The organism is Chryseobacterium sp. IHB B 17019 (assembly GCF_001456155.1).
GTDB lineage: Bacteria > Bacteroidota > Bacteroidia > Flavobacteriales > Weeksellaceae > Chryseobacterium.
Map to the genome: position 1 here is coordinate 4,022,091 of NZ_CP013293.1, position 21,319 is coordinate 4,043,409.

Genomic DNA, 21,319 nt, shown 5'->3' on the forward strand with positions numbered 1-21,319 from the left:
TGGTTAATCGAATAACCCGTTATATTCTTTATAATTAATAAACATAAAAACACGTATGAAAAAAAAATCTATTTCTAAGATTTTTACTGCAATACTCTGTATTGCTTCCGTTCATGCTACTGCTAACTTACCGTCAGCACCGGGTAATTCAGGTAGAGCATTGAGCAAAATGGCAGGCAACTATCTGCCGCCATATCTTTACAACCTTGATTCAAATATCGTCATTCAACAAAATGTGAATGAGAAGGGATTGGTAGTGCTAGAAGGTAAATTGACAAAGTCTTTCTTAAACGACCATGTAAGATTATCAGTCAAGTATAAAGATTCCCAGGGAAATTGGGTTACTGGCTGGTGTAAAATGCTATATTCTTACAATCAGTACAATGAAACTGTTAAAGCCAGTTTTGAACTTCCTGCATCCGTACAAAGCTCATATGATTTGAAAGTTGAGCTTAGTTCCGATACAAATCTTACAGACTTTAATACGATCGTCTGGAATAAATCCATACAACATTATAAGTTTGGAGATTACGCCGCTACAAATTGCGACCTTGACGAAAATGAATACACCATTCTTTTAACTCCCAAAAAAGAAGGAACACTTATTACGGATCCAAGTGGTAAGGTAACGGGTGTGAAAGATAGAGTAACTTCGGTTTATTCGTGGAACAAGATCGGAAATGTTCAAATGGATAATAAAAAGGATGATGTTGTCTTTTCTCCTGCCTCTCCCGCCTCTCTTATTGATAATTCTGGTGTGAAATCCATTAAAATGGTCAATCAGGGAACAGCAAGTAATATTCTTGGCTCAACTCCGGAATATATTTATAATAATATAGCAGGTCATCCAACACCGTATTTATACAGTTATAATGATCCCGTTTATATGTTTGCAGGTAAATTTTCCATCAACGGACTAATGCTGAAATTCAGCAAGTGGGAAGGTGAAACAAACGGGTTAGGATATCATGATTTCACAAATCCTACTCAGCTTCAGAGTAAGTATTTTAATACATTGAATACCATTCATAAAAAGCTTTCCGAGTTTATCACAGATCAGGAACCAATTGTAGTTGTTTCAAGTCAGGCCACTGGATTAAGGGTTTATAAAAACAATGGCTCGTTCATTACCTTAACTGCTGATAGTAATTATGGAGCTGCATTCTTCGGATATGGAAATGATCAGGCAGGAGCAAGAAGAGGTCCCGGATCTGAAAATTTAATTATTTCAAATACTCCGGAAATGACGTTCTACGGAATGGGTGCACTTCGGAATGATGCCACAACAACTTCACAATCTATACGATCTTTACAGGATATACAAAGCGAGATTGCTAAGTTTATTAATTATGTGGGAATTTTTGATACAGCTTTAGATACGGGAGAGTGTTCTAATGGATGCTATAGCCTAAAAGCTGGGGCTATTCCTGATAATAATAGCATCGCTGACTGGACCAAGGCACCAAATAGCTATATTTTTGTTCCCAATCAAGAAAATGACGGATTATATATACCCGTAAAGAAAGCATATGTTATGTGGAGAAATGGAGCACATATGGGTGGAGGGTCTATTCCTGATGGAAATATTACAGCAGATGTTTATTGGGAAGATGTTCCTGGTTTAATTAAGTCTAAGACAAATTATGCATTAGAAATTATAGGTCTTGGTGAAAACGCAAAAATTAAAGTTCCTATTAATAAGTCCAAAGAAGGAAATGCAGTAATAGCACTTAGAGGTTCTGACGGCCAGATTTACTGGTCATGGCATATTTGGGTAACAGATGACCCGCGTAACGGAACAAAATATAAAAGTTTTGACGGTGTAACAAGGCAAAGAAATGACGGTACAATAGAACCTATCCCTACTTCAGATTGGGGTTGGATGGATCGAAACTTAGGAGCTTTAACAGGTACAATTACGTCTGATGATTGGAATAGATCAGGTGGATTACTTTATCAATGGGGTAGGAAAGATCCACAACCACCTCTGCAGCATAAAAATGATTTTTATGAAGTTACTGGTACAGTGGGGAGAATCAGACATCAGGCATTTATAGATAATACTAATAGTACTACATGGCAGAAAATAAATACATTTTCAAAATATATAAAATTATCAAATGCAAATGTTCAGAATAACATCCGTTTTGCGGTTAATAATCCGTTGGGGCTTATTTATATAAATAAAGATGATAATTCCGGACAAGCATATTATAAAACGGGTAGCGCAGATAATTTAAACGCCCCAATAAACTGGTTCGGAACATCTTCTGCTTTACCAGCAAACAGATTAAGTGAATTAAATTTATGGTCTGATAATTCACAAGGACTTACTATTGTTAATTATAACGAAAACATTGCAGCGGCACCATATAGGGATAAGTCATCTTATGATCCATGTCCAAATGGATGGAGAATTCCTTCTATGTTGGTAGCAAATTTGGCAGAAGATGTAAGGCTGGATTTTAGTCCGTTTGGTATTAAGAATACGATAAAACTTAATCAACTTGATTATGATGAAAATGCGAATGGTATAAAAACATATCACTATAAAATAAAACCTAATGATTTTAATGTTCCTGATTATTTTAAAGGCTTTAAGGTTTATTCAAATTTTGGTATTGATATGTCGAATGTAGGAGGCAACAATATGGGAATATTTCCTGGCAATGGAGCTATTCTACGAAATTATCATGTGGGTCAATATACTGATCAGCATCATGTTGGAATCTGGACTTCTACAATGCATAAAGCTGCTGTAAATAATGTGCCAGTAACCGGAGCGGCATCTTTAAGTATGATTCCGGATAAAGATCAACCCTATGTAATAGATCCTAATCTGCCCAATGTAACTGGGATATTTTGGTATAATCCTATGTATAGTGCGACAACACAGGATGCAGCTGCTTGTAGATGTATCAAAGACCCATTATATATAGTAAATCAATATGATTTTCCAACAGAATTTTTTAATGATGAAGTAGAATATATTACCGGAATAAGCAATCCTAACAGTTACAATATCGTTAAATCTTCTACAGTTTCGGAATTAAATATCCCTATTAGTAAAGCGTTTTCTGTTCAAAGTCAATTATTAAATAATAAAGAGATTTTGAATTCGCTTAATTTTAATAATCTTAGAGTAAATGTTTTGTGGACGGATAATAAAAACTTAATAAGTCAGATCAAACTTTCTAATATAAGTCCATCATCATTGAATGATATTTCAACTACAAATATTAATGTAAAAATAGCGGCTAATCAGGCTGGTAACGCTGTAATAACCTTACGTAACGGCAGTACTGCTAATCCTGTTTACTGGAGCTGGCATATATGGGTGACTAATACAAATGTTGAGACCATAAAGTATACGACTGACAAGCCAGTTAATGAGGCTCCTAATTATGTAAATTATATAAAACAAGGAAGAATATTAGAAACCGAATTTATGGATAGAAATCTTGGAGCTCAGGATATGATGCCTGGCGTTTCAGGAACTCCAAGTTCTGCAGATTTGGCAAAAATAAGACTTTCAGGAGGATTGCATTATCAATGGGGAAGAAAAGATCCGATTCCTCCATTCATTAATATCGGTGGATCTACATATAATATCTATCTAGGTAATGTTGATGATAATGGAAATATTACTTATCCTACAACGCTTTCATCAGCTGCATACGATGCCGGGTATATTGTAGAATCAAATGTATACAGAAATTCATCCAATGCTAATATTTTAGCTGTAGATAATATCTTTGAAAAAATATCAAAAGTATTAGCCTATTCTGTAAAAAATCCATTAGTCTTTATGAAACCTAGTAATAAACAACCATACAAAGCAGGAGCAACTAATGGCTCTGATTGGTTGACTAACGAAACCAACATTGCTCCGGACCGATGGGGTAGAGGAGGCAATAAATCACCATTTGATCCATGTCCTGAAGGGTGGAGGATTCCTGATGTTACTTCTATTGCTCAGGAAATTAAAACATTCGGGGCCACTCCTTTTTATAAAAAAGGGATAATAGAAAATGCTTCTTATAAATTTACAACAGAATATTTAGGGAGAGGGTTCTCATATAGTGGACACTGGGCGTTTATCTTTGATAATGCTGCTTATAAAATAGGTAATTATTCTATAGCTGGAATTCGGGGGGCTAGAACGGTAACGGGAAGTTCTACATCAGTCATTAATTCTAATGTTGATAGGGGATATTTCAGAATTTGGATGGCAGGGTTATCATATTCATATGGTCGTCCAATGTCTTTAGGAGGCGATGTGAGTTATTCAACCCTCCAGCCTTATGAAGATAATAATGATCCTTACTTCGGAGCCAGTTGCCGATGCGTAAAAATAAAAACAGACGGTGCAAACGAGGCAGGACCAGTACCAAGATTACAAGTAACAACCACTTCAACAGCAAAAGCATCAAATGTTTTAGCAAAAGCAATAATTGAAGAAAAAGTAGCCCAAAATAAGCTTGAATTATTCCCGAACCCAGTGAAAAGTATTTTATACATCAAAGGCAATGATAAAGTAAAAGAATATCATTATCAGGTGTACAATATGTCTGGGCAGTTAGTGAGATCCGGTAAGTTTGAAAATGAACAGACTGATCTTTCCTCTTTAATAACCGGAGCATATTTAATAAGAATAAACGATTCTGAAACACTAGCGAAGATTATCAAAGAATAAAAACATTAAAAACAATGATTTAATAAGGCAGCACCTAGGTGTTGTCTTTTTTTTGTTTCTGTATTATTTACGTAATCTATTGCTTTTTCATTATTAATATTAATTTAAATTGATTATAAGCATAAAAATTTTTTCAAAAAATGCAGTATTTTCGCAATGCTCAAGTTGGAAAATGAAATTTTGACACATATAATTTAATAATTTTATTTATTTAATAGGTAATTTTATTTATTTAAGTGTTATTTATAAAATAAATCGATTTTTTTTAACAAGGGTTTAAATGTTGTACTTCAAAAGACACACAAAATCAAGGATATGAAAAAGTCACTTAACATTTTTGCGGCAATGCTATGTTGCCTAGTCACGAACGAAATTTATGCCGGGACAAGTTTTGAATGGAAGAAGAAAAATTCTCTCTGCAATGCAGAATTTTCAAATTTTGAGAAAATTCCAGACTCCATAATAAAATCTTCTACAGCAGATAGAAAACCGGTAAGCTTTAATACAAAAGCATTAGAAAAAACTTCAAAATCACTTTTGCCGGATTGGACCAAAGCACCCAATAGTTATATTTTTGATCCCGTAAGTAATAGTGACGGGCTCTATATTCCGGTAAAAAAAGCCTATGTCATGTGGGAGCAGGACAAATATATAGGCGGTTCCTCCATTCCCACAGGAAAAATAACGGCTGATGTTTTATGGGAAGATGTACATGGCCTGATAAAATCAGGTCCGGGCTACACGCTCGAAATAGCGGATTCCGGACAGAATGCAAAAATCAAAGTTCCAATTAATAAAGCCAAAAAAGGAAATGCGGTTATAGCATTCAGGATAGATGGGGAGATCTATTGGTCATGGCATGTCTGGGTGACAGATGATCCTACCAACGGATCCCGATATAAAAGCTTCCCAAATCTCAAAAGAGAAAGAGCAAACGGCATTATTGAAGCAATTCCGGATGCAGACTGGGGCTGGATGGATCGAAACTTGGGAGCGGTAACAAGCTCCATTACTGCCAATGATTGGAACAGGAACGGCGGACTGCTTTATCAATGGGGAAGAAAAGATCCAATACCGCCTTTGGTTTATAGGGGAAATGATTTTTATGAGGTTTCCGGTTCCATCGGGAGAGTGAGACATAGAGGAGCGAAAAACTTTACCGGAGCAACTTCCATAGATAATTTAAGGAAATTCGTGTTGCTTTCAAATGCAAATATTACCAATAATATCAGGTTATCCGTAAAAAACCCTTTAAGTCTTATCTATGTAAATAAAGATGATAATTCCGGACTTGCTTACTATAACAATAATGCCAATTTAATGGTCAATTGGTTTGGTAAAATGTCGGGATTGAGTGACAATCGGTTACCGGAGCTTAATCTCTGGTCTGATAATTCTCAAGGGTTGATAAATACAAATTATAATGCTAATGATGCGGCACAACCTTACAAGAACAAATCATCCTATGATCCCTGTCCTAATGGTTGGAGGCTTCCTTCAGTATTAGTGGCAAATTTGGCCTCTGCAAGTTATATCGATGATATCAGAGTAGATTATTCTCCTTATGGAGTGAGGACCAACATGGGAAAAAATGTTTTTGAACAAAACGGATATCACATCATAAAACCTACCCATTCCGGAGTTCCGAGCTTTATGGTTGGAGCAAAATTATATCCAAACGTTGGTTTTGATTTTTCTAATGTCGGAGGATTGAACATGGGATTGTACCCGGGCACGGGTGTATTGTCTATTAATGCCCATTTAGGACAATACTCTGATCAGCATCATGTTGCTTTATGGACGGCAACAATGCCGAGACAATTTGATGCAACACCTGCGGTAGGAGCGAGAACCCTCTTCATGATCCCGGACAAAGGACAGCCGGATATACCAGATCCCAATTTCCCAAATGTGCAGGGGAGATATTGGTATTTTCCTTTAGGGACAAGTGTAACATCAGATGCTAATGGATGCAGATGTGTGAAAGACCCGCTGTATATAGTAAATGACTATAATTTTCCCACGGTATATCTTGTTCCTCCTACAGAATACCGTGAAGGCCTTGAAAACCCGAACACGTATCAGGCAGTAAAGGCAGGATCTTCATTTACAATTGATATTCCTGTAAGCAAAGCATTTTCTGTACAAAGCCAGATTTTAAATAATAAAGATATTTTAGACCCGATAAGTTATAATAACCTTCAAGCCAATGTTTTTTGGACAACGAATACTAATTTGATCAATAAATTATCTGTACTCAATCCTTCACCGGGTTCTTTGTCTGAGATTTCAAATTCAAAAATTTCAGTTACGGTAAATCCTAATCAAAGTGGTAATGCAGTAATCACACTGCATAATGGAAGTGTTTCAAATCCCGTGTACTGGTCTTGGCATATCTGGATTACCGATACACCACTAGGTAGTTATAATTATACTACAGAACTTCCGGATACTTCGGTTCCTAATTATATTAATTTTGTTAAAAAAGCTGATAATGTTTTCCAAACAGAATTTATGGACAGAAATTTGGGAGCTGTTGACGCGTTTCCTACCGTAGCAAATCCGCTTACACCTACCGCGGCAGAGTTGGCCAAAATTAAAGCTTCTACAGGATTACATTATCAATGGGGAAGAAAAGATCCGCTGCCTGTTTTTCAGTATGCGGACGACAGGGCGTCATACTCTGTTTATTTAGGAAGTCTTACCGCAAGTGGAACGTTGGCTTATACCGCACTTTCTGCTGCGAATTATAATAATATGACAGGAAGCTTTATTGTTCCCTATAATACTTATACTAATACAGCAAATGCCAATGTTTTAGCGGCAGATAAAGTTTCAGATAAAATAGCAAAAGTATTATCATATTCTGTGAAAAACCCTTTGACCTATATGATTCCAAGTGCTTTTGCTCCCTACAACAGCGCCACCCCATCTTATACTAATGGAACAGACTGGCTGGCCAACGAGCCCAATCTCGCTCCGGACAGATGGGGAAGAGGTGGCAAAAAATCTCCGTTTGATCCTTGTCCTGCCGGGTGGAGAATTCCTGATCTTTCAAGTGTGGCAATCGCCTCCGGAAAAGATTTCGGTATGACACCTTGGTATAAAATAGACAAAAATGTAGCAACTTCATATAGCGTAATAACTGATTATTTAGGACAAAGAGTAAGAAGGAGTGCAACATACAGCTATACTATTGGGTATATGTTTATGAATCCTTCCTATCGTATAGGAAACTATCCAAATTCCGGTTCACGGGGATTTAGAAGCGTGATGAGCAATCAGACTGCAACAGGAACTTACAATTTTATAAATTATCAATATCCAGGGGTCTGGACAGCAGCTCTCAATGCAAATTATATCGGAAGACCTATCAATGTTTTGTTTGACGCAGCCGCTACAGCCAATCGTATGATTGCTTTTCATGACAATAATGATCCTTATTTCGGAATGAGCTGCCGTTGCGTAAAAATAAAGTATGACGCTAATGGAAATGAAGAAGGAGTAATTCCCAGAGTACGCATCACATCTTTACCTGCAGCCAAATCAGCCGCTCTTCTAAGTAAAAATGATGCACTGGAAATTATAAATGACAAAAAAATCTCATTATTCCCAGTTCCAGTGAAAGATGAGTTATATATCGACGCTCCGGATAATAAGGATGGTTATTATTATCAGATCTATAACATGTCTGGTCAGCTTGTGAAAACCGGTAAGTTTGAAGATGGAAAAACAAATGTATCTTCATTGATTTCAGGGACTTATCTGGTGAGGGTTAATTCTTCAAAAGAAGCTATAAAAATTATTAAGGATTAAATATTTGAGATAATACTGAAAATGGGGTAAAGCGAAAGTTTTATCCCATTTGTTTTGCTGTTATTTAAATAAAATTGATTAAAAAAATAGTAAATACATAACTAAACTTAGGATTTAGCCATTGATATAAACTATCAATTGTTAAAATAGTGATATTACAAAACCTATCTAATAAAAAAACTTTACTTTTGCAAAAAATTTTTAGAATGTCGAAAAATTTAGTAATCGTCGAATCACCGGCAAAAGCAAAAACTATTCAGAAATACTTAGGGAAGGATTTCGATGTGAAATCCAGTTTCGGGCACATCCGGGATTTACCTAAAAAGGGGATGGGGATTGATCTTGCCACATTCAGCCCGGATTACGAAGTTTCGGCGGATAAAAAGAAATTGGTAACAGAATTGAAAGCTGCCGTAAAAAAAGCCGAAATGGTTTGGCTGGCTTCCGATGAAGACCGCGAAGGGGAAGCAATTGCATGGCATTTAGCTGATGAATTAAAATTAAAGCCGGAAAATAGAAAAAGAATTGTTTTTCACGAGATTACTAAAAATGCCATTCTAAAAGCGATTGAAAACCCAAGAGATATTGATCAAAACTTAGTAAATGCACAACAGGCAAGAAGGGTTCTGGACAGAATCGTAGGTTTTGAAATGTCTCCGGTGCTCTGGAAAAAAGTAAAACCGGGATTATCAGCAGGAAGAGTACAGTCGGTTGCCGTAAGATTGATTGTTGAAAGGGAAAAAGAAATCCGTGAATTTGTTCCGAAAGCAAGTTTTAAGCTTGACGGAATTTTCCTAAACAAATCCGAACAGGAAATTGCCGCTAAACTTAAAAAAGACTTCGAAAAAGAAGAAGACGCGGAAAAATTCTTAGAATTAGCAAAAACTACTGAATTCAAAGTTCTTAATGTTGAAACAAAACCCGGAACACGTTCTGCATCAGCTCCTTTTACAACTTCTACGTTACAACAGGAGGCTTCTTCAAGATTAGGATATAATGTTACCAACACCATGCGTCTTGCCCAAAGGTTATATGAAGAAGGACACATTACCTATATGAGAACCGACTCGGTAAACCTTTCTCAGGAAGCTATTGAAGGTGCAAAAAAACAAATTATCGGGGAGTACGGCCCAGAATATTCTTCACCAAGAAATTACACTACAAAATCCGCATCAGCTCAGGAAGCCCACGAAGCCATCCGTCCGACAGATTTTTCTGTAAAAACAATTGGTGATGCTCAATTAAGCAAATTATATCAATTAATATACAGAAGAACACTGGCTTCCCAGATGGCAAATGCCAAAATTGAAAAAACAGTGATCGAAATCGGTAACGCAAAACTGCCTCACAATTTTGAAGCGCAAGGTGAAGTTATCATTTTTGATGGTTTCTTAAAAGCTTACGGAATCGTTAAAACCGAAGAGGATGATGAAGAAAACAATGAAAAATTACTTCCAAAAGTAAGCGTTGGAGAAGTTTTAGATTATAAAAAAATTATAGCAACAGAAAAATTCACAAGGCCAAGTGCAAGATATACGGAAGCCGGACTGGTAAGAAAGCTGGAAGAATTGGGAATCGGACGTCCGTCTACGTATGCGCCGACCATCCAGACAATCCAGAACCGTGAATATGTTGACAAAAGAGAGATTGAACCGCAGACTCGTGAGGTGGTGAAAATGTCTTTAACAAAAGATAAAATCAAAAAAGAAGTCCTTGAAGAAAAATTCGGAGGGGATAAAAATAAATTTGTTCCAACGGATACCGGTGAGGTGGTAAGTGATTTCTTAACAGATAATTTTAAAGAAATCCTGGATTACGGCTTTACAGCAAGAGTTGAGGAAAGTTTTGACGAAATTGCAAACGGTGCTCAGAAGTGGAAAGAAATGATGACCGATTTCTACTCAAAATTCCATCCGAGAATTGAAGACGTAGAAGAAAATGCAGACAGGGCAACTGGAGACAGACTTTTAGGACTCGATCCGAAAACGGGTAAAAATGTCCACGCCAGAATCGGAAGGTTCGGTGCCATGATTCAGATCGGGGAAACGGATGATGAGGAAAAACCGGTTTTTGCTTCATTGATGTCTGGTCAGAATATTGCAACAATCACCCTTGATGAGGCTTTGGAACTATTTAAGTTACCTTTTGATTTAAATGAATTTGATGGACAGCCTGTTTCTGTGGGGGTCGGAAGATTCGGACCTTACGTGAAATGGGGAGAAACATTCATCAGCATTCCGAAAGGTGAAGATCCGCTTTCTGTTGACCAGAAACGTGCTGAAGAAATCATCAATGAAAAGAAAAAAGCAGACGCCCCGATTGCAACGTACAAAGGCGAACCTGTAACAAAAGGTTCCGGAAGATTCGGGCCTTTCATTAAGTATAAAGATATTTTCATCAACGTTCCGAAGAGATATAATTTTGATAATCTTTCTCAAAGCGACATCAATGAATTAATTGATGCTAAGCTCGAAAAGGAAGCAAACCGATATATCCAGCAGTGGGAAAAAGAAAAAATTTCCATTGAAAACGGAAGATGGGGTCCTTTTGTTAAATTCGGAAAAGCAATGTTTAAAATCCCGAAGAAAAAGGATGATATAAAATACGACGCCGAAGAATTGAAAGATGTTTCTTTGGATGAGGTGAAAAAATGGATCACAGATCAGGATCCTAAAGCCTTTGCTGAGAAAAAGAAACCGGCCGCGAAAAAAGCAACGACTAAAAAGGCAACAACAACGAAGAAAGCAGTTGCTAAAAAGAAATAAGTAGATAAAAAACCGCCACAAAATGTAGCGGTTTTTTTGTGGTTTTTTTGTGGTTTTTAGTTTCGGCGGCGAAGCCGCCGAAACTAAAAACATTCATAAAAATTACATTCATAAAAATTCAGCAGCTAAAATACCCTAAAGTGCGGGACACTCTATTTAAAAGCTTATACTAAATTAGCTTTCAAATAAATAAAATGAGCAAGCCGTTCACACGCAGAGATTTTTTACAGACTTCAGCCCTGGGAATCGCGGCTGTGGTTTTGGGTTTATCATTTACAAAATTAGATTTTTCAGACAAGCCATATTTTAATTTAAAACCAATTGGAAGGCAATTTTCTTTGGAGGATTATTATATCTGGTGCAGCTCTCCGATTTGGGGTGAAGACGGAAAAGTTCACCTTTTTTATTCCAGATGGAAAAAAGAAAAAGGAATGGGCGGCTGGCTCAACGGATCCGAAATCTGTCGGGCAGAAGCAGATTCTCCTTTTGATGAATTTCAGCATAAGCAGGTTATTCTTGCGCCGAGAGGAGGCGAATTTTGGGATGCAACAACTTGTCATAACCCTTTAATTAAGAAAGTAGATGATCAATATTATCTGTTTTTCATGGGAAATTCTAATGGAAAAACAAATACCAAAAGAATTGGCCTTGCTACTTCAAGAAGTCTTAACGGAGAATGGACAAGACCGGATCAACCTTTGCTTCTTCCCGGAGAAAAAGGAACTTGGGACGATCATTGTACGACAAATCCCGCTTTTGTAAAAGGAAACGACGGTAAATATTGGCTCTTTTACAAATCCTGGAATACCGAAGAATATGAAACTCAAAAAGGAGCCGTCAGGGGAAATCGAAAATATGGCTTGGCAAAGGCAGATTCTCCGATGGGACCTTACATTAAAGTTTCCGAAAATCCTGTAATTGACTTTTCATCTTTGCCCAACAATGCTCAGCTTGAAGATGCATTTGTGTGGAAGCAAAAAGGAAAATTCCATATGGTAGCGCGAGACATGGGATTTTTTAACCATGAATATGGATTGCATTTAACGACAAAAGACGGAGTCCACTGGACAAAGCCTGAGATTGCTTATCTCAACATGTTGCATTACATTAATGAAACCAGTCCAGCTAAACATTTAAAACGATTCGGAAGATTAGAACGGCCAATGATTTTGTTGAGTAAAGACGGAGAAACGCCTCAATTTTTATTCGGAGCCACGCAGGGCGGAAAATTCGAGACTTCTACGACATTTGTGTTTGAAATTGTAAAGACTAAAAGTTAAAAATATGTCCGCAGACTTTGTCAAAGTTTTAAATCTTTGACAAAGTTGTTTAAATAAAATAAAGAAGCTGTTAACAATTTGTTGATGGTTTTTTATTAACAAAAAAGGCGGCACAATTTCAAGTTGATGAGGTTTTTTGTATGTTTGCGGAAACAATGCAGGATATCAAATGAATTTTGAAGATTTTATCATTTCACCAAGAAATTTCAAAACCGAAAGCTGGCAGATCGGAAGTCGAATCACGAAAGATATAAAGGAAGACAGCATTGTTCTTCTTTTCGTTTCGGATTACAGAGGTACGGATGGTGGCGCGGAGGTGCAGGACTTCACAGGAATCAGGAAGGAGTTTTACAAGCTTTCACAGTTGGATTTTGAAATTCCGGTTGTGGATTTGGGAGATTTGGTTTCAGGAAAATCTGTTCAGGATTCCCATTATATTTTACAGGAAGTATTGTCGGCTTGTCATTATAAAAGAGCCATTCCGGTAATCATCGGAGGTTCAAATGACTTTGCTTTTTCACTTTTTTCAGCATTGAATTTCCACACGAAAAATATTAATTATACTCAAATCAGCAATATTATTTCCCTTAAGCAGGGTGAAATAATTAACGAACATACTTTCTTAAGTAAAATTTTCGGAGCTAAGAACTTTTCAATTAAAAACTATCATCATTTAGGCTATCAAAAGCATTTAAATGAAGTTGATACCGTGAAATTGATTAAAGAAGTGGAATTTGAGATTGTCCGTCTGGCTGAAATGATGAATTCCACGGAAAAAACAGAACCGTTTTTCAGAAAAGCTGATTTGGTGACTGTAAATTGTGATGCTATCGAAAGTTTCGGCGATCCTTTTTCAATGAATCCGCAGGTGAATGGCTTGAACCGAAGAGAAATCTGCGCCTACATGAAAGAAATCGGGTTGAGTGAAAACCTGAAATCCGTAGGGATTTTTAATTATAATATTTATTCTGAAAATCAACTGAACCATCAGCTTCTTGCACAAATGATATGGTATCTGATTGAAGGAATCAACATCCAGAAATCTCATCCGAAAGAAAGGCAGTACGAGGTGTTTTATGTTCTGGTTGATGACAGGCAATATGCTTTTAAACGTGATACTTTCAGTAATCTTTGGTATTTCGGGGAGGATGAAAATATAGAAAACTGTATTCCCTGTTCGAGGAAAGATTTTGATGAAGCCAAAAAAGGCTGGCTGAATGCACGACTGACGAAAATTTAATGTATGACAAACGTTCCCTCAAAAGTTTCCATCATTGTTCCTGTTTATAATGTCGAAAATTATTTGGCAAAATGCCTTGATTCTTTGATTAATCAGACACATCAAAATATTGAAATTCTGGTTGTAAATGATGGAAGTAAGGATAATTCTGAGCAGATCATTCAAAATTATGCTCAAAAATACCCCGAAAAAATTAAACCTTTCGTTAAAGAAAACGGTGGTCTGAGTGACGCCCGGAACTTTGGAATTGACCGTGTGACTGGAGATTATATAGGTTTTGTGGACAGTGATGATTATGTTACGCCCACAATGTTTGAGGAAATGGTGAATCTGGCAGAGAAACACTATTCTAAGATGGTGGTCTGCAATATTCAAAAGGTTGATCAAAACGGAAATGTTACCCAAAAACTCACACAAATTCCAAATATGCCTGAAAAGATCGATCTGAATAAAAATTTTTCTGTCTTTTCTGATTTGAGTTATTTTGCCTGTAATAAATTGTTTAAAAAAGAACTTTTTAACGGGAAAAGATTTAAAAAAGGAGCACATTTTGAGGATATTCAGTTGATTCCACAACTTTTATTAGAATGTAAGACCATTGCTCAAACCCAGAATTTTCATTATCAATATCTGGAAAGAACAGATTCCATCACAAAAACGCACACGGAAAAAGGACTTGATATCCTGAAAGCTGTGGAAGAGGTGGAAATGGCTTTTGAACAATCCCGATATTCAGGAAAAAGAAAAGAGCTTAAAAATTTTCAGATTTTTGAGGGCGTTTATTCTTTTCTTGCTTATCTGGCTTTTGTAAAAGATGAAAAGCTTTTTTATGAAATGTCCAGTAAACTTGGGCTTTTCATGAAAAAAAGAAATATAAAAATCAAAGATATATTGAAGTATAGTCGTTTTGATAAAAATTATCTGTTATCTTTGCCCCTGAAAAAAAAGATTTTTTATCTGTTATTTTTTGCGGGTCAGAAAAGACTGATAAGAAAATTAGTTTAAACACAAGTGTAAGTACTATTGTTTCGGTATTGTAAAAACTAATAGCCAAATGTTTTTGCGAGGTCGACAAAGCTTTTAAAAGAGACATTAAGTGCTTGAATAGAAAAAAAATGAAGAATTTTGAATTGTTCTTAACTCAATCTGGTGTTCCTATTTTCTATGTAAAAATGGGGTTGGGTTTTTTGTTCTCGTTCCTCATCACGTTTTTCTCTGTTCCTACCATTATTAAGATTTCCAGAAGGAAAAATTTGATGGATGAGCCGGGCGTGAGAAGTTCCCATTTACGTAAGATACCAAATCTTGGGGGGATTGCTATTTTTTATTCTATAGGAATCTGTGCCTCCATCTTTGCATACGAGCTTTTTGATCTGTACAAATTTTTGTTTGCCTCACTTGTGATTCTCCTCTACGTAGGCGTAATGGATGATATTGTGGTGATGAGAGCCTACAAAAAACTGGTTGCGCAGATTGTTGTGTCAGCTTTAATTGTCATGGGCTCCGATATAAGGGTAAGAAGCTTGTTCGGAATATTCGGGATTTATGAGATGGGATATATTGTAAGTGTCATATTCAGTATTATTACTTTTATTATCCTTATTAATGCTTTTAATCTTATTGACGGAATTGACGGGCTTGCCGGAGGATACTCTGTGATTTGCAGTGCGCTTTTCGGGATTAGTTATTATCGGTTAGGGGAATTTAATTATCCACTGGTTATCTTATCCGTGGTGATCATAGGAGCGGTCCTAGGGTTTCTGTACTACAATCTTTCAAACTACAGGACCAATAAAATATTTATGGGTGATACGGGGTCAATGCTTTTAGGGTTTCTATTGGCATTTACTTCAATCTGTTTCATTGATATTTTTATTGACAAAGAGCTTCCAACCATCCCAAGATATCACTTGCAGTCGGCACCGGTAGTGGCAGTCGCTATTCTCATTCTTCCTATTGTTGATACCCTGAATGTGATTATTATAAGACTGGCCAATAAAAAATCACCCTTTGACGCAGATAAAAATCATATCCACCATAAATTGCTGAAACTGAATCTTACCCACAGAAGATCAAGTTTTTATATTATTTTATATTATCTTTTTGTAGTGAGTGTAGCTTATTGTTTCAGGCACATTAATGTAAATCTATTACTGGGTGTTATTGTTTTCCTTGGTTTTTTAGGAGCTTACATTCCAGATTTTATTTATCTTTTAAAGAATAATAAAAAGACTAACAATTAAATCTTTATTTTTGCAAACAACTTGAAAATATGATGAAGAATTATAAGTATTTATTCCTTTTAATAGTACCTTTTCTGATTACGACTTCTTGTATCACCACAAAAGATGTGCGATACATGCAACCGAATGAAAGTCTTGTGATCAATGAAGAAGGTTTGGTTCCCTATAACATTCCCGTTTATAGAATTACTAAAAATGACATCCTAAACCTTAACATCGTTACAACTCCCAAAGGAGATGCCGCACAGTTTTATTCATCGTTGAATACGTCCGGATCTACTGTTGCCCCGAGTACAAACAATGCAGCAACAGGCGGCAGAGGAGGCTCAATAAGCGGATCTGGTGGCGGTGGCACAGGTGGTAACTCTATTTTTTATTTTAATGGTTTAAAAGTAGATTCTAAAGGAGATATTAATGTCTTCGGAATCGGATATATTAAAGCTGAAGGAAGAACAATTGAGGAAATATCCCAGGAAATTCAGGATAAAGTAAATGAAAACTTTCAGGAAGGAAAATCCGAAGTACGTTTAAATACTGATGGAATTACCTATTATATACTTGGAGATGTTGAAACTACAGGGATTACCGGTGAAAAAGTAGCTCATAAAAATACACTTACCGTTACCGAAGCTTTAGCAATAAACGGAGGTTTAAACAGGACAATCGACAGAAAAAGTATTGTGATCCACAGAAAACTGCCGGAAGGGATAAAAATCGCAAAAATAGACCTTACCCGTGAAGATGTAATGAACTCGCCGTACTACTACGTACAGAACGGTGATGAAATATACCTGAATACAAGAGCGAAAAGCTTGAACGGATTCGGGAAAGATCCTATCCAGACTCTTACAACCGGAGTTTCGGTGATTACCACTGCGTTGTCAATTTATCTACTTCTTAAAAACCTTTAAAATCATGATTCCAGGAAAAAACACGACCGTGGAGAAGAATGATTCTCAGAAGGAAAAATACGGATCTTTTTCGTTATTTGATATTGAACATTTTTTAAGAAGAGTTTTAAAAAATTGGTATTGGTTTGTGCTTATGCTTTTTATAGGCTATGGACTCTCATGGGTTTACAGCAAATATTACGCACAGAATATTTATGCCTCGGATCTGTCATTAAGTATTTCCAATAACACCTCCAGCTATTTCACTCCTAGCCAGTCCATCAATTTTATCTGGGGACAGGGAGGAAATCAGGATGGAGTATATCTAAAGAAAATGCTTTTGTCAAGAACTCACAATGAATTTTTGGTGAAAGAATTGGATCTTTTTGTGAATTATTCTACCAAAGGAATCATAAAATCCACTTATTTGGATAAGGATGATTCTCCTGTTTATTTACAAATTGATAAAAAATATCCTCAACAGGTAAATTATCCCATTACCCTTATTCCTAAGAGTGGTAATACTTATGAAGTAATTTTACCGGACGAAGGACATTCTACTAATTTATATAGCTATCAGTCCGAAGGTTTTACAAACATCGGTCAATACGAAAGACCTGCCAATAAAATTATAAAAGTAGGAGAGTGGTACACTTCCCCGAACTTAAAATTCAGACTGCATTCCAGTCACTTGGCGCCAAAAATTAAACTGAACAATATTATTGTTAGCTTAAGTACAGTAAATCAATCTGTTAAAGATATTACTTCTACAATAGGAGTGGAATTTGATAAGGAAATCAGTACCATAATGATTATTACCAAAAAAGGGTATAATCTTAACAGTACCGTGAATTTCCTGAACAGATCAGTAAGCCAGCTACAGAAAAAAAGACTTGCTGATAAAATGTTGGTAGATAAAAATACAGATATTTATTTGCAGGATAATCTTACTACAATCAGAAAAAAGCTGGATTCAAGTGCAAATGTCCTGAATTATATGAAAACAACCGAAAAGTTGTATGATATTAAAGACAGGGATGAAAAATCTTTGACCAGAATTAAAGATTTGGAGGCAAAAAAAGCAGATCTTGAGAGTAAATTAGCTTCATTAAATCAAATCAAGAACAGCCTTGAGTCGCAGAACTTTGATAAAATGATCAATACAACGGCAGCTGGTTTTCAGGATGGGTTGTTCACCGCTTCAGTATCAGAACTAAGAGCCCTATATCTTAAAAGAAGAGAAATGGCCTTGATTTATAAGCCGAATTCTGAGCCGATGCTGGAAATCAATAGACTGATTGATGAAGCCAAAACAGGCTCTTCGGGTGCTTTGAGAAACTATTATACAGGATATTATAACGAAATAAACAAGATCAACCAGCAGGTAGCAAATGCCAATGCAGATCTTTCATCCTATCCTGAAAAGCAAAGAAAGTATCTGGATGCAGAAAGAGGATATAACATGATTGAAGCTACCTACAACAGCTTACTGGGAAGGCAGAATGAAACACACCTGAGAATGGCTGCAAACCAGTCGGATATAAGTGTGATTGACCCTGCAAAAAATGTTGGGCAAGGACCAATCGGGCCAAATGTTAAAGCTGCAAAAGCAGGAATTATCGGCGGATTATTGGTTCTACCATTGCTGTTTATATTAGTTGGCGAGTTCCTTGACAGTAAAATCAGAAACATCAGAGAGTTACTTAATGCTACAAGAATTCCATTACTTGGTGTAATCGGGAACAACAGTAATGAGAATATGCTTACCGTTTTGGACCAGCCAAAATCTTCTGTTTCAGAGGCATTTAGAGGGATCAGGGCAAATGTAAGATTCCTGTCTGGAGAAAATGACGCAAGTAAAGTGATTTTAGTGACTTCTTCCATTGGTGGTGAAGGAAAAACATACGTTTCAATCAACCTGGCTTCAGTGCTCGGTTTAAGTGATAAAAAGACAATCCTTTTAGGAATGGACTTAAGAAAGCCAAAAATTTTCGGGGACTTTAAAATTGATAATCAATATGGTATTTCAAACTATCTTACAGGTGAAGTAGGAGTTGATCAGATTATCAATAAAACAAGAATTCCGAATCTTGATGTAGCAACATCGGGGCCTATTCCTCCCAATCCTTCGGAGCTTTTGATGAGTTCAAGAAACGTAAAGTTCATTGAAGATCTAAAAGAAAGGTATGATTTCATCATCATTGACTCCCCGCCGGTAGGTTTGGTGGCAGATTCTTATGAGCTGATGAAGTATTCTGACGCCAACTTATATGTAGTTCGCCATGAATACACGGAAAAATATATGCTGAAAATGATCACTGAGAAGTATCACAACGGAGAAATTAATCATTTGGGAATTGTTTACAATGATTATAATACGAAGCAGGGATATGGCTATGGATACGGTTACGGCTATGGATACGGCTATGGATATGGGTATTTTGATGAGGATAAAAACTATAAAGAACCGTTGTTGATAAGAATTAGGAATAAAGTTCAGTCAATATTCAATAAAAAATAATACATTTAAGCCCTCATTTAATGGGGGTTTATTATATGGTAATAAATTTTTGAATCTATTAAAAAAAGAATATTTTCATGAGTTTATCGTTTACTTTATAACAAATTATGTTTTTTTGTTTATTTTTAACTAAACATTAAGATTATCATTAATATAAAAATGTTTTATATTTGCAAAAATTAAATTTTAAAATAACCATAAATCCATATTCTTTTATGAATAGAAAATTATTGTTTAGCTTCCTTGCCGCTCTAGGAACTGTGGTAAGTGTTAAAGCTCAAAGAAACGAATTGGGAGTTCGTCTAGGTATGAGTAACCTGGTGGGTGATATAGGAAGAACTAATTATATTTTACAAAAGCCATTGGATTTAAGTAAAGCGTCGGATTGGGGAGTTCCGTTTTATGGAGGTATTTTATATAGGTTTAATTTTAATCCTCACCAAACTGTAAGATTAGATCTTGGATACAACCAGATTCAGTTTAGCGACAAGGTTGCCAAAGAAGAATACAGAAAGAACAGAAATGCATTTGGAAAAAATGATGTGTATGAAGCAAGTTTGATGTTTGAATACAACTTCTTCCCGGTAAACAATGAGCAGAAAGGTATGGTAAGTCCATATATCTTCGGTGGGGTAGGTGCTTTGATGTTTGATGCTCCAAAGGCTACTTTGGTGAACGACTTTAGAAGAGATGCAGACGGTGTTGCTCAGGCTCCAATCAACGAGCTTGATTTTACAACGACACCAGTTTACACTACCGGTAAAAAAACTACAATGCATATTCCTTTTGGAGTAGGCTTGAAATATAAATTTAACTATAACTGGGCTATCTTCGCAGAAGCTACATTTAGATACACGATGACAGATCAGCTGGATCACAGTAAAATTCTGAGTAAAGACGTGGTTTCTACATATAATGGAGATATTTTAAGTCCTCTTACAGGTGGCTCTCTACTTGAGACAGATGCTTATTATGTAGTGTCTAAGGAAAGAGAGGCTAAATTTTTAGGAGAGAGAAATATTGGAGATCTTAGGTCTAAGGACTGGATGAATACCGTAAGCTTAGGGCTGACATATTCGTTTGGAAGACCTCCATGTTATTGTGATTAATATGTCGTTGATAAAAGATAAAATAGATACTGAGAATTTACCAAAGCATGTTGCTATCATCATGGATGGTAATGGAAGATGGGCAAAATCTCGTGGCGAAGAAAGAACTTTCGGTCACAAGAATGCCATTAATGCTGTAAGAAATGCCATTAATGCGTGCAATGAGATTCATATTCCATATTTAACGCTTTATACCTTTTCTTCGGAAAACTGGAACCGTCCTACGGAAGAAGTAAATACTTTAATGAGTTTACTTGTAGAAACCTTATTGTTGGAGGCGGAAGAGATTTTCAGTAAAGGGCTAAGGATGCATGTCATTGGAAATTTAGAAAAACTGCCGTCACTCGTAAGAGATCAGCTTCTTCGGGTGGTGGAACTTACAAAAGAAAACACAAAAGGGAATTTGGTATTGGCCATTAGCTATGGCTCACAAAATGAAATACTGAATGCCGTTAGAAACATAAGCGAAGACGTAAAAGAAGGTAAGATAGATACCGTGAATATTAATGAAAAATTATTCGAAAGCTATCTATATACAAAAGATTTTCCACCTGTTGATTTATTAATCAGAACGAGCGGTGAGATCAGAATCAGTAATTTCCTCCTTTGGCAGATCGCCTATGCAGAACTGCAGTTTTTAGATGTTCTGTGGCCGGACTTTACAAAAGATATTTTCTTCCAGTGTATTGTTAATTATCAAAACAAGGAAAGAAGATTCGGGATGACCGGTGAACAAATAAAAATCCAGTAAAACAAGAA

General features: G+C 36.2%; 11 protein-coding genes. All 11 read left to right on the forward strand.

The features are described from left to right. The first annotated feature begins 55 nt into the window (after positions 1-55). The gene (locus tag ATE47_RS18630; protein ID WP_062163366.1) at positions 56-4,696 is read left to right on the forward strand and encodes a T9SS type A sorting domain-containing protein; all 4,641 of its coding nucleotides are present in this window, start codon (positions 56-58) and stop codon (positions 4,694-4,696) included. Between the two features lie 315 nt (positions 4,697-5,011). Beyond that, on the forward strand, positions 5,012-8,512 hold the full coding sequence (locus ATE47_RS18635) for a T9SS type A sorting domain-containing protein (protein ID WP_062163367.1): 3,501 nt from the start codon (positions 5,012-5,014) through the stop codon (positions 8,510-8,512). A gap of 206 nt (positions 8,513-8,718) precedes the next feature. Further along, positions 8,719-11,277, forward strand: coding sequence for a type I DNA topoisomerase (topA, locus tag ATE47_RS18640; RefSeq protein WP_062163368.1), 2,559 nt, complete (start codon positions 8,719-8,721; stop codon positions 11,275-11,277). Between the two features lie 194 nt (positions 11,278-11,471). After that, a complete protein-coding gene (locus ATE47_RS18645) occupies positions 11,472-12,557 on the forward strand; it encodes a twin-arginine translocation signal domain-containing protein (RefSeq protein WP_062163369.1) in 1,086 nt (361 codons plus the stop codon). A gap of 169 nt (positions 12,558-12,726) precedes the next feature. Then, complete coding sequence (locus tag ATE47_RS18650) at positions 12,727-13,797, forward strand: formimidoylglutamase (RefSeq protein WP_062163370.1); 1,071 nt, start codon at positions 12,727-12,729, stop codon at positions 13,795-13,797. A 3-nt stretch (positions 13,798-13,800) separates the two neighbouring features. Beyond that, positions 13,801-14,802, forward strand: a complete 1,002-nt coding sequence (locus ATE47_RS18655) for a glycosyltransferase family 2 protein (protein ID WP_062163371.1) — start codon at positions 13,801-13,803, stop codon at positions 14,800-14,802. Between the two features lie 110 nt (positions 14,803-14,912). Next, on the forward strand, positions 14,913-16,040 hold the full coding sequence (locus ATE47_RS18660) for a glycosyltransferase family 4 protein (protein WP_062163372.1): 1,128 nt from the start codon (positions 14,913-14,915) through the stop codon (positions 16,038-16,040). Between the two features lie 32 nt (positions 16,041-16,072). After that, a complete protein-coding gene (locus ATE47_RS18665) occupies positions 16,073-16,951 on the forward strand; it encodes a polysaccharide biosynthesis/export family protein (protein WP_062163373.1) in 879 nt (292 codons plus the stop codon). Positions 16,952-16,955: 4 nt separating this feature from the next. Next, positions 16,956-19,451, forward strand: coding sequence for an exopolysaccharide transport family protein (locus ATE47_RS18670; protein WP_062163374.1), 2,496 nt, complete (start codon positions 16,956-16,958; stop codon positions 19,449-19,451). A gap of 215 nt (positions 19,452-19,666) precedes the next feature. Continuing rightward, positions 19,667-20,560 (forward strand): type IX secretion system protein PorG, encoded by an 894-nt coding sequence (locus tag ATE47_RS18675; RefSeq protein ID WP_062163375.1) that lies wholly within the window; start codon positions 19,667-19,669, stop codon positions 20,558-20,560. Between the two features lies 1 nt (position 20,561). Next, positions 20,562-21,311, forward strand: coding sequence for a polyprenyl diphosphate synthase (gene uppS / locus ATE47_RS18680; protein WP_062163376.1), 750 nt, complete (start codon positions 20,562-20,564; stop codon positions 21,309-21,311). Positions 21,312-21,319 lie beyond the last annotated feature (8 nt).

Coding starts and splice junctions, on each gene's coding strand:
- ATE47_RS18630 (WP_062163366.1), top strand. CDS start 56: ATGAAAAAAAAATCTATTTCTAAGATTTTTACTGCAATACTCTGTATT.
- ATE47_RS18635 (WP_062163367.1), top strand. CDS start 5,012: ATGAAAAAGTCACTTAACATTTTTGCGGCAATGCTATGTTGCCTAGTC.
- topA (WP_062163368.1), top strand. CDS start 8,719: ATGTCGAAAAATTTAGTAATCGTCGAATCACCGGCAAAAGCAAAAACT.
- ATE47_RS18645 (WP_062163369.1), top strand. CDS start 11,472: ATGAGCAAGCCGTTCACACGCAGAGATTTTTTACAGACTTCAGCCCTG.
- ATE47_RS18650 (WP_062163370.1), top strand. CDS start 12,727: ATGAATTTTGAAGATTTTATCATTTCACCAAGAAATTTCAAAACCGAA.
- ATE47_RS18655 (WP_062163371.1), top strand. CDS start 13,801: ATGACAAACGTTCCCTCAAAAGTTTCCATCATTGTTCCTGTTTATAAT.
- ATE47_RS18660 (WP_062163372.1), top strand. CDS start 14,913: ATGAAGAATTTTGAATTGTTCTTAACTCAATCTGGTGTTCCTATTTTC.
- ATE47_RS18665 (WP_062163373.1), top strand. CDS start 16,073: ATGAAGAATTATAAGTATTTATTCCTTTTAATAGTACCTTTTCTGATT.
- ATE47_RS18670 (WP_062163374.1), top strand. CDS start 16,956: ATGATTCCAGGAAAAAACACGACCGTGGAGAAGAATGATTCTCAGAAG.
- ATE47_RS18675 (WP_062163375.1), top strand. CDS start 19,667: ATGAATAGAAAATTATTGTTTAGCTTCCTTGCCGCTCTAGGAACTGTG.
- uppS (WP_062163376.1), top strand. CDS start 20,562: ATGTCGTTGATAAAAGATAAAATAGATACTGAGAATTTACCAAAGCAT.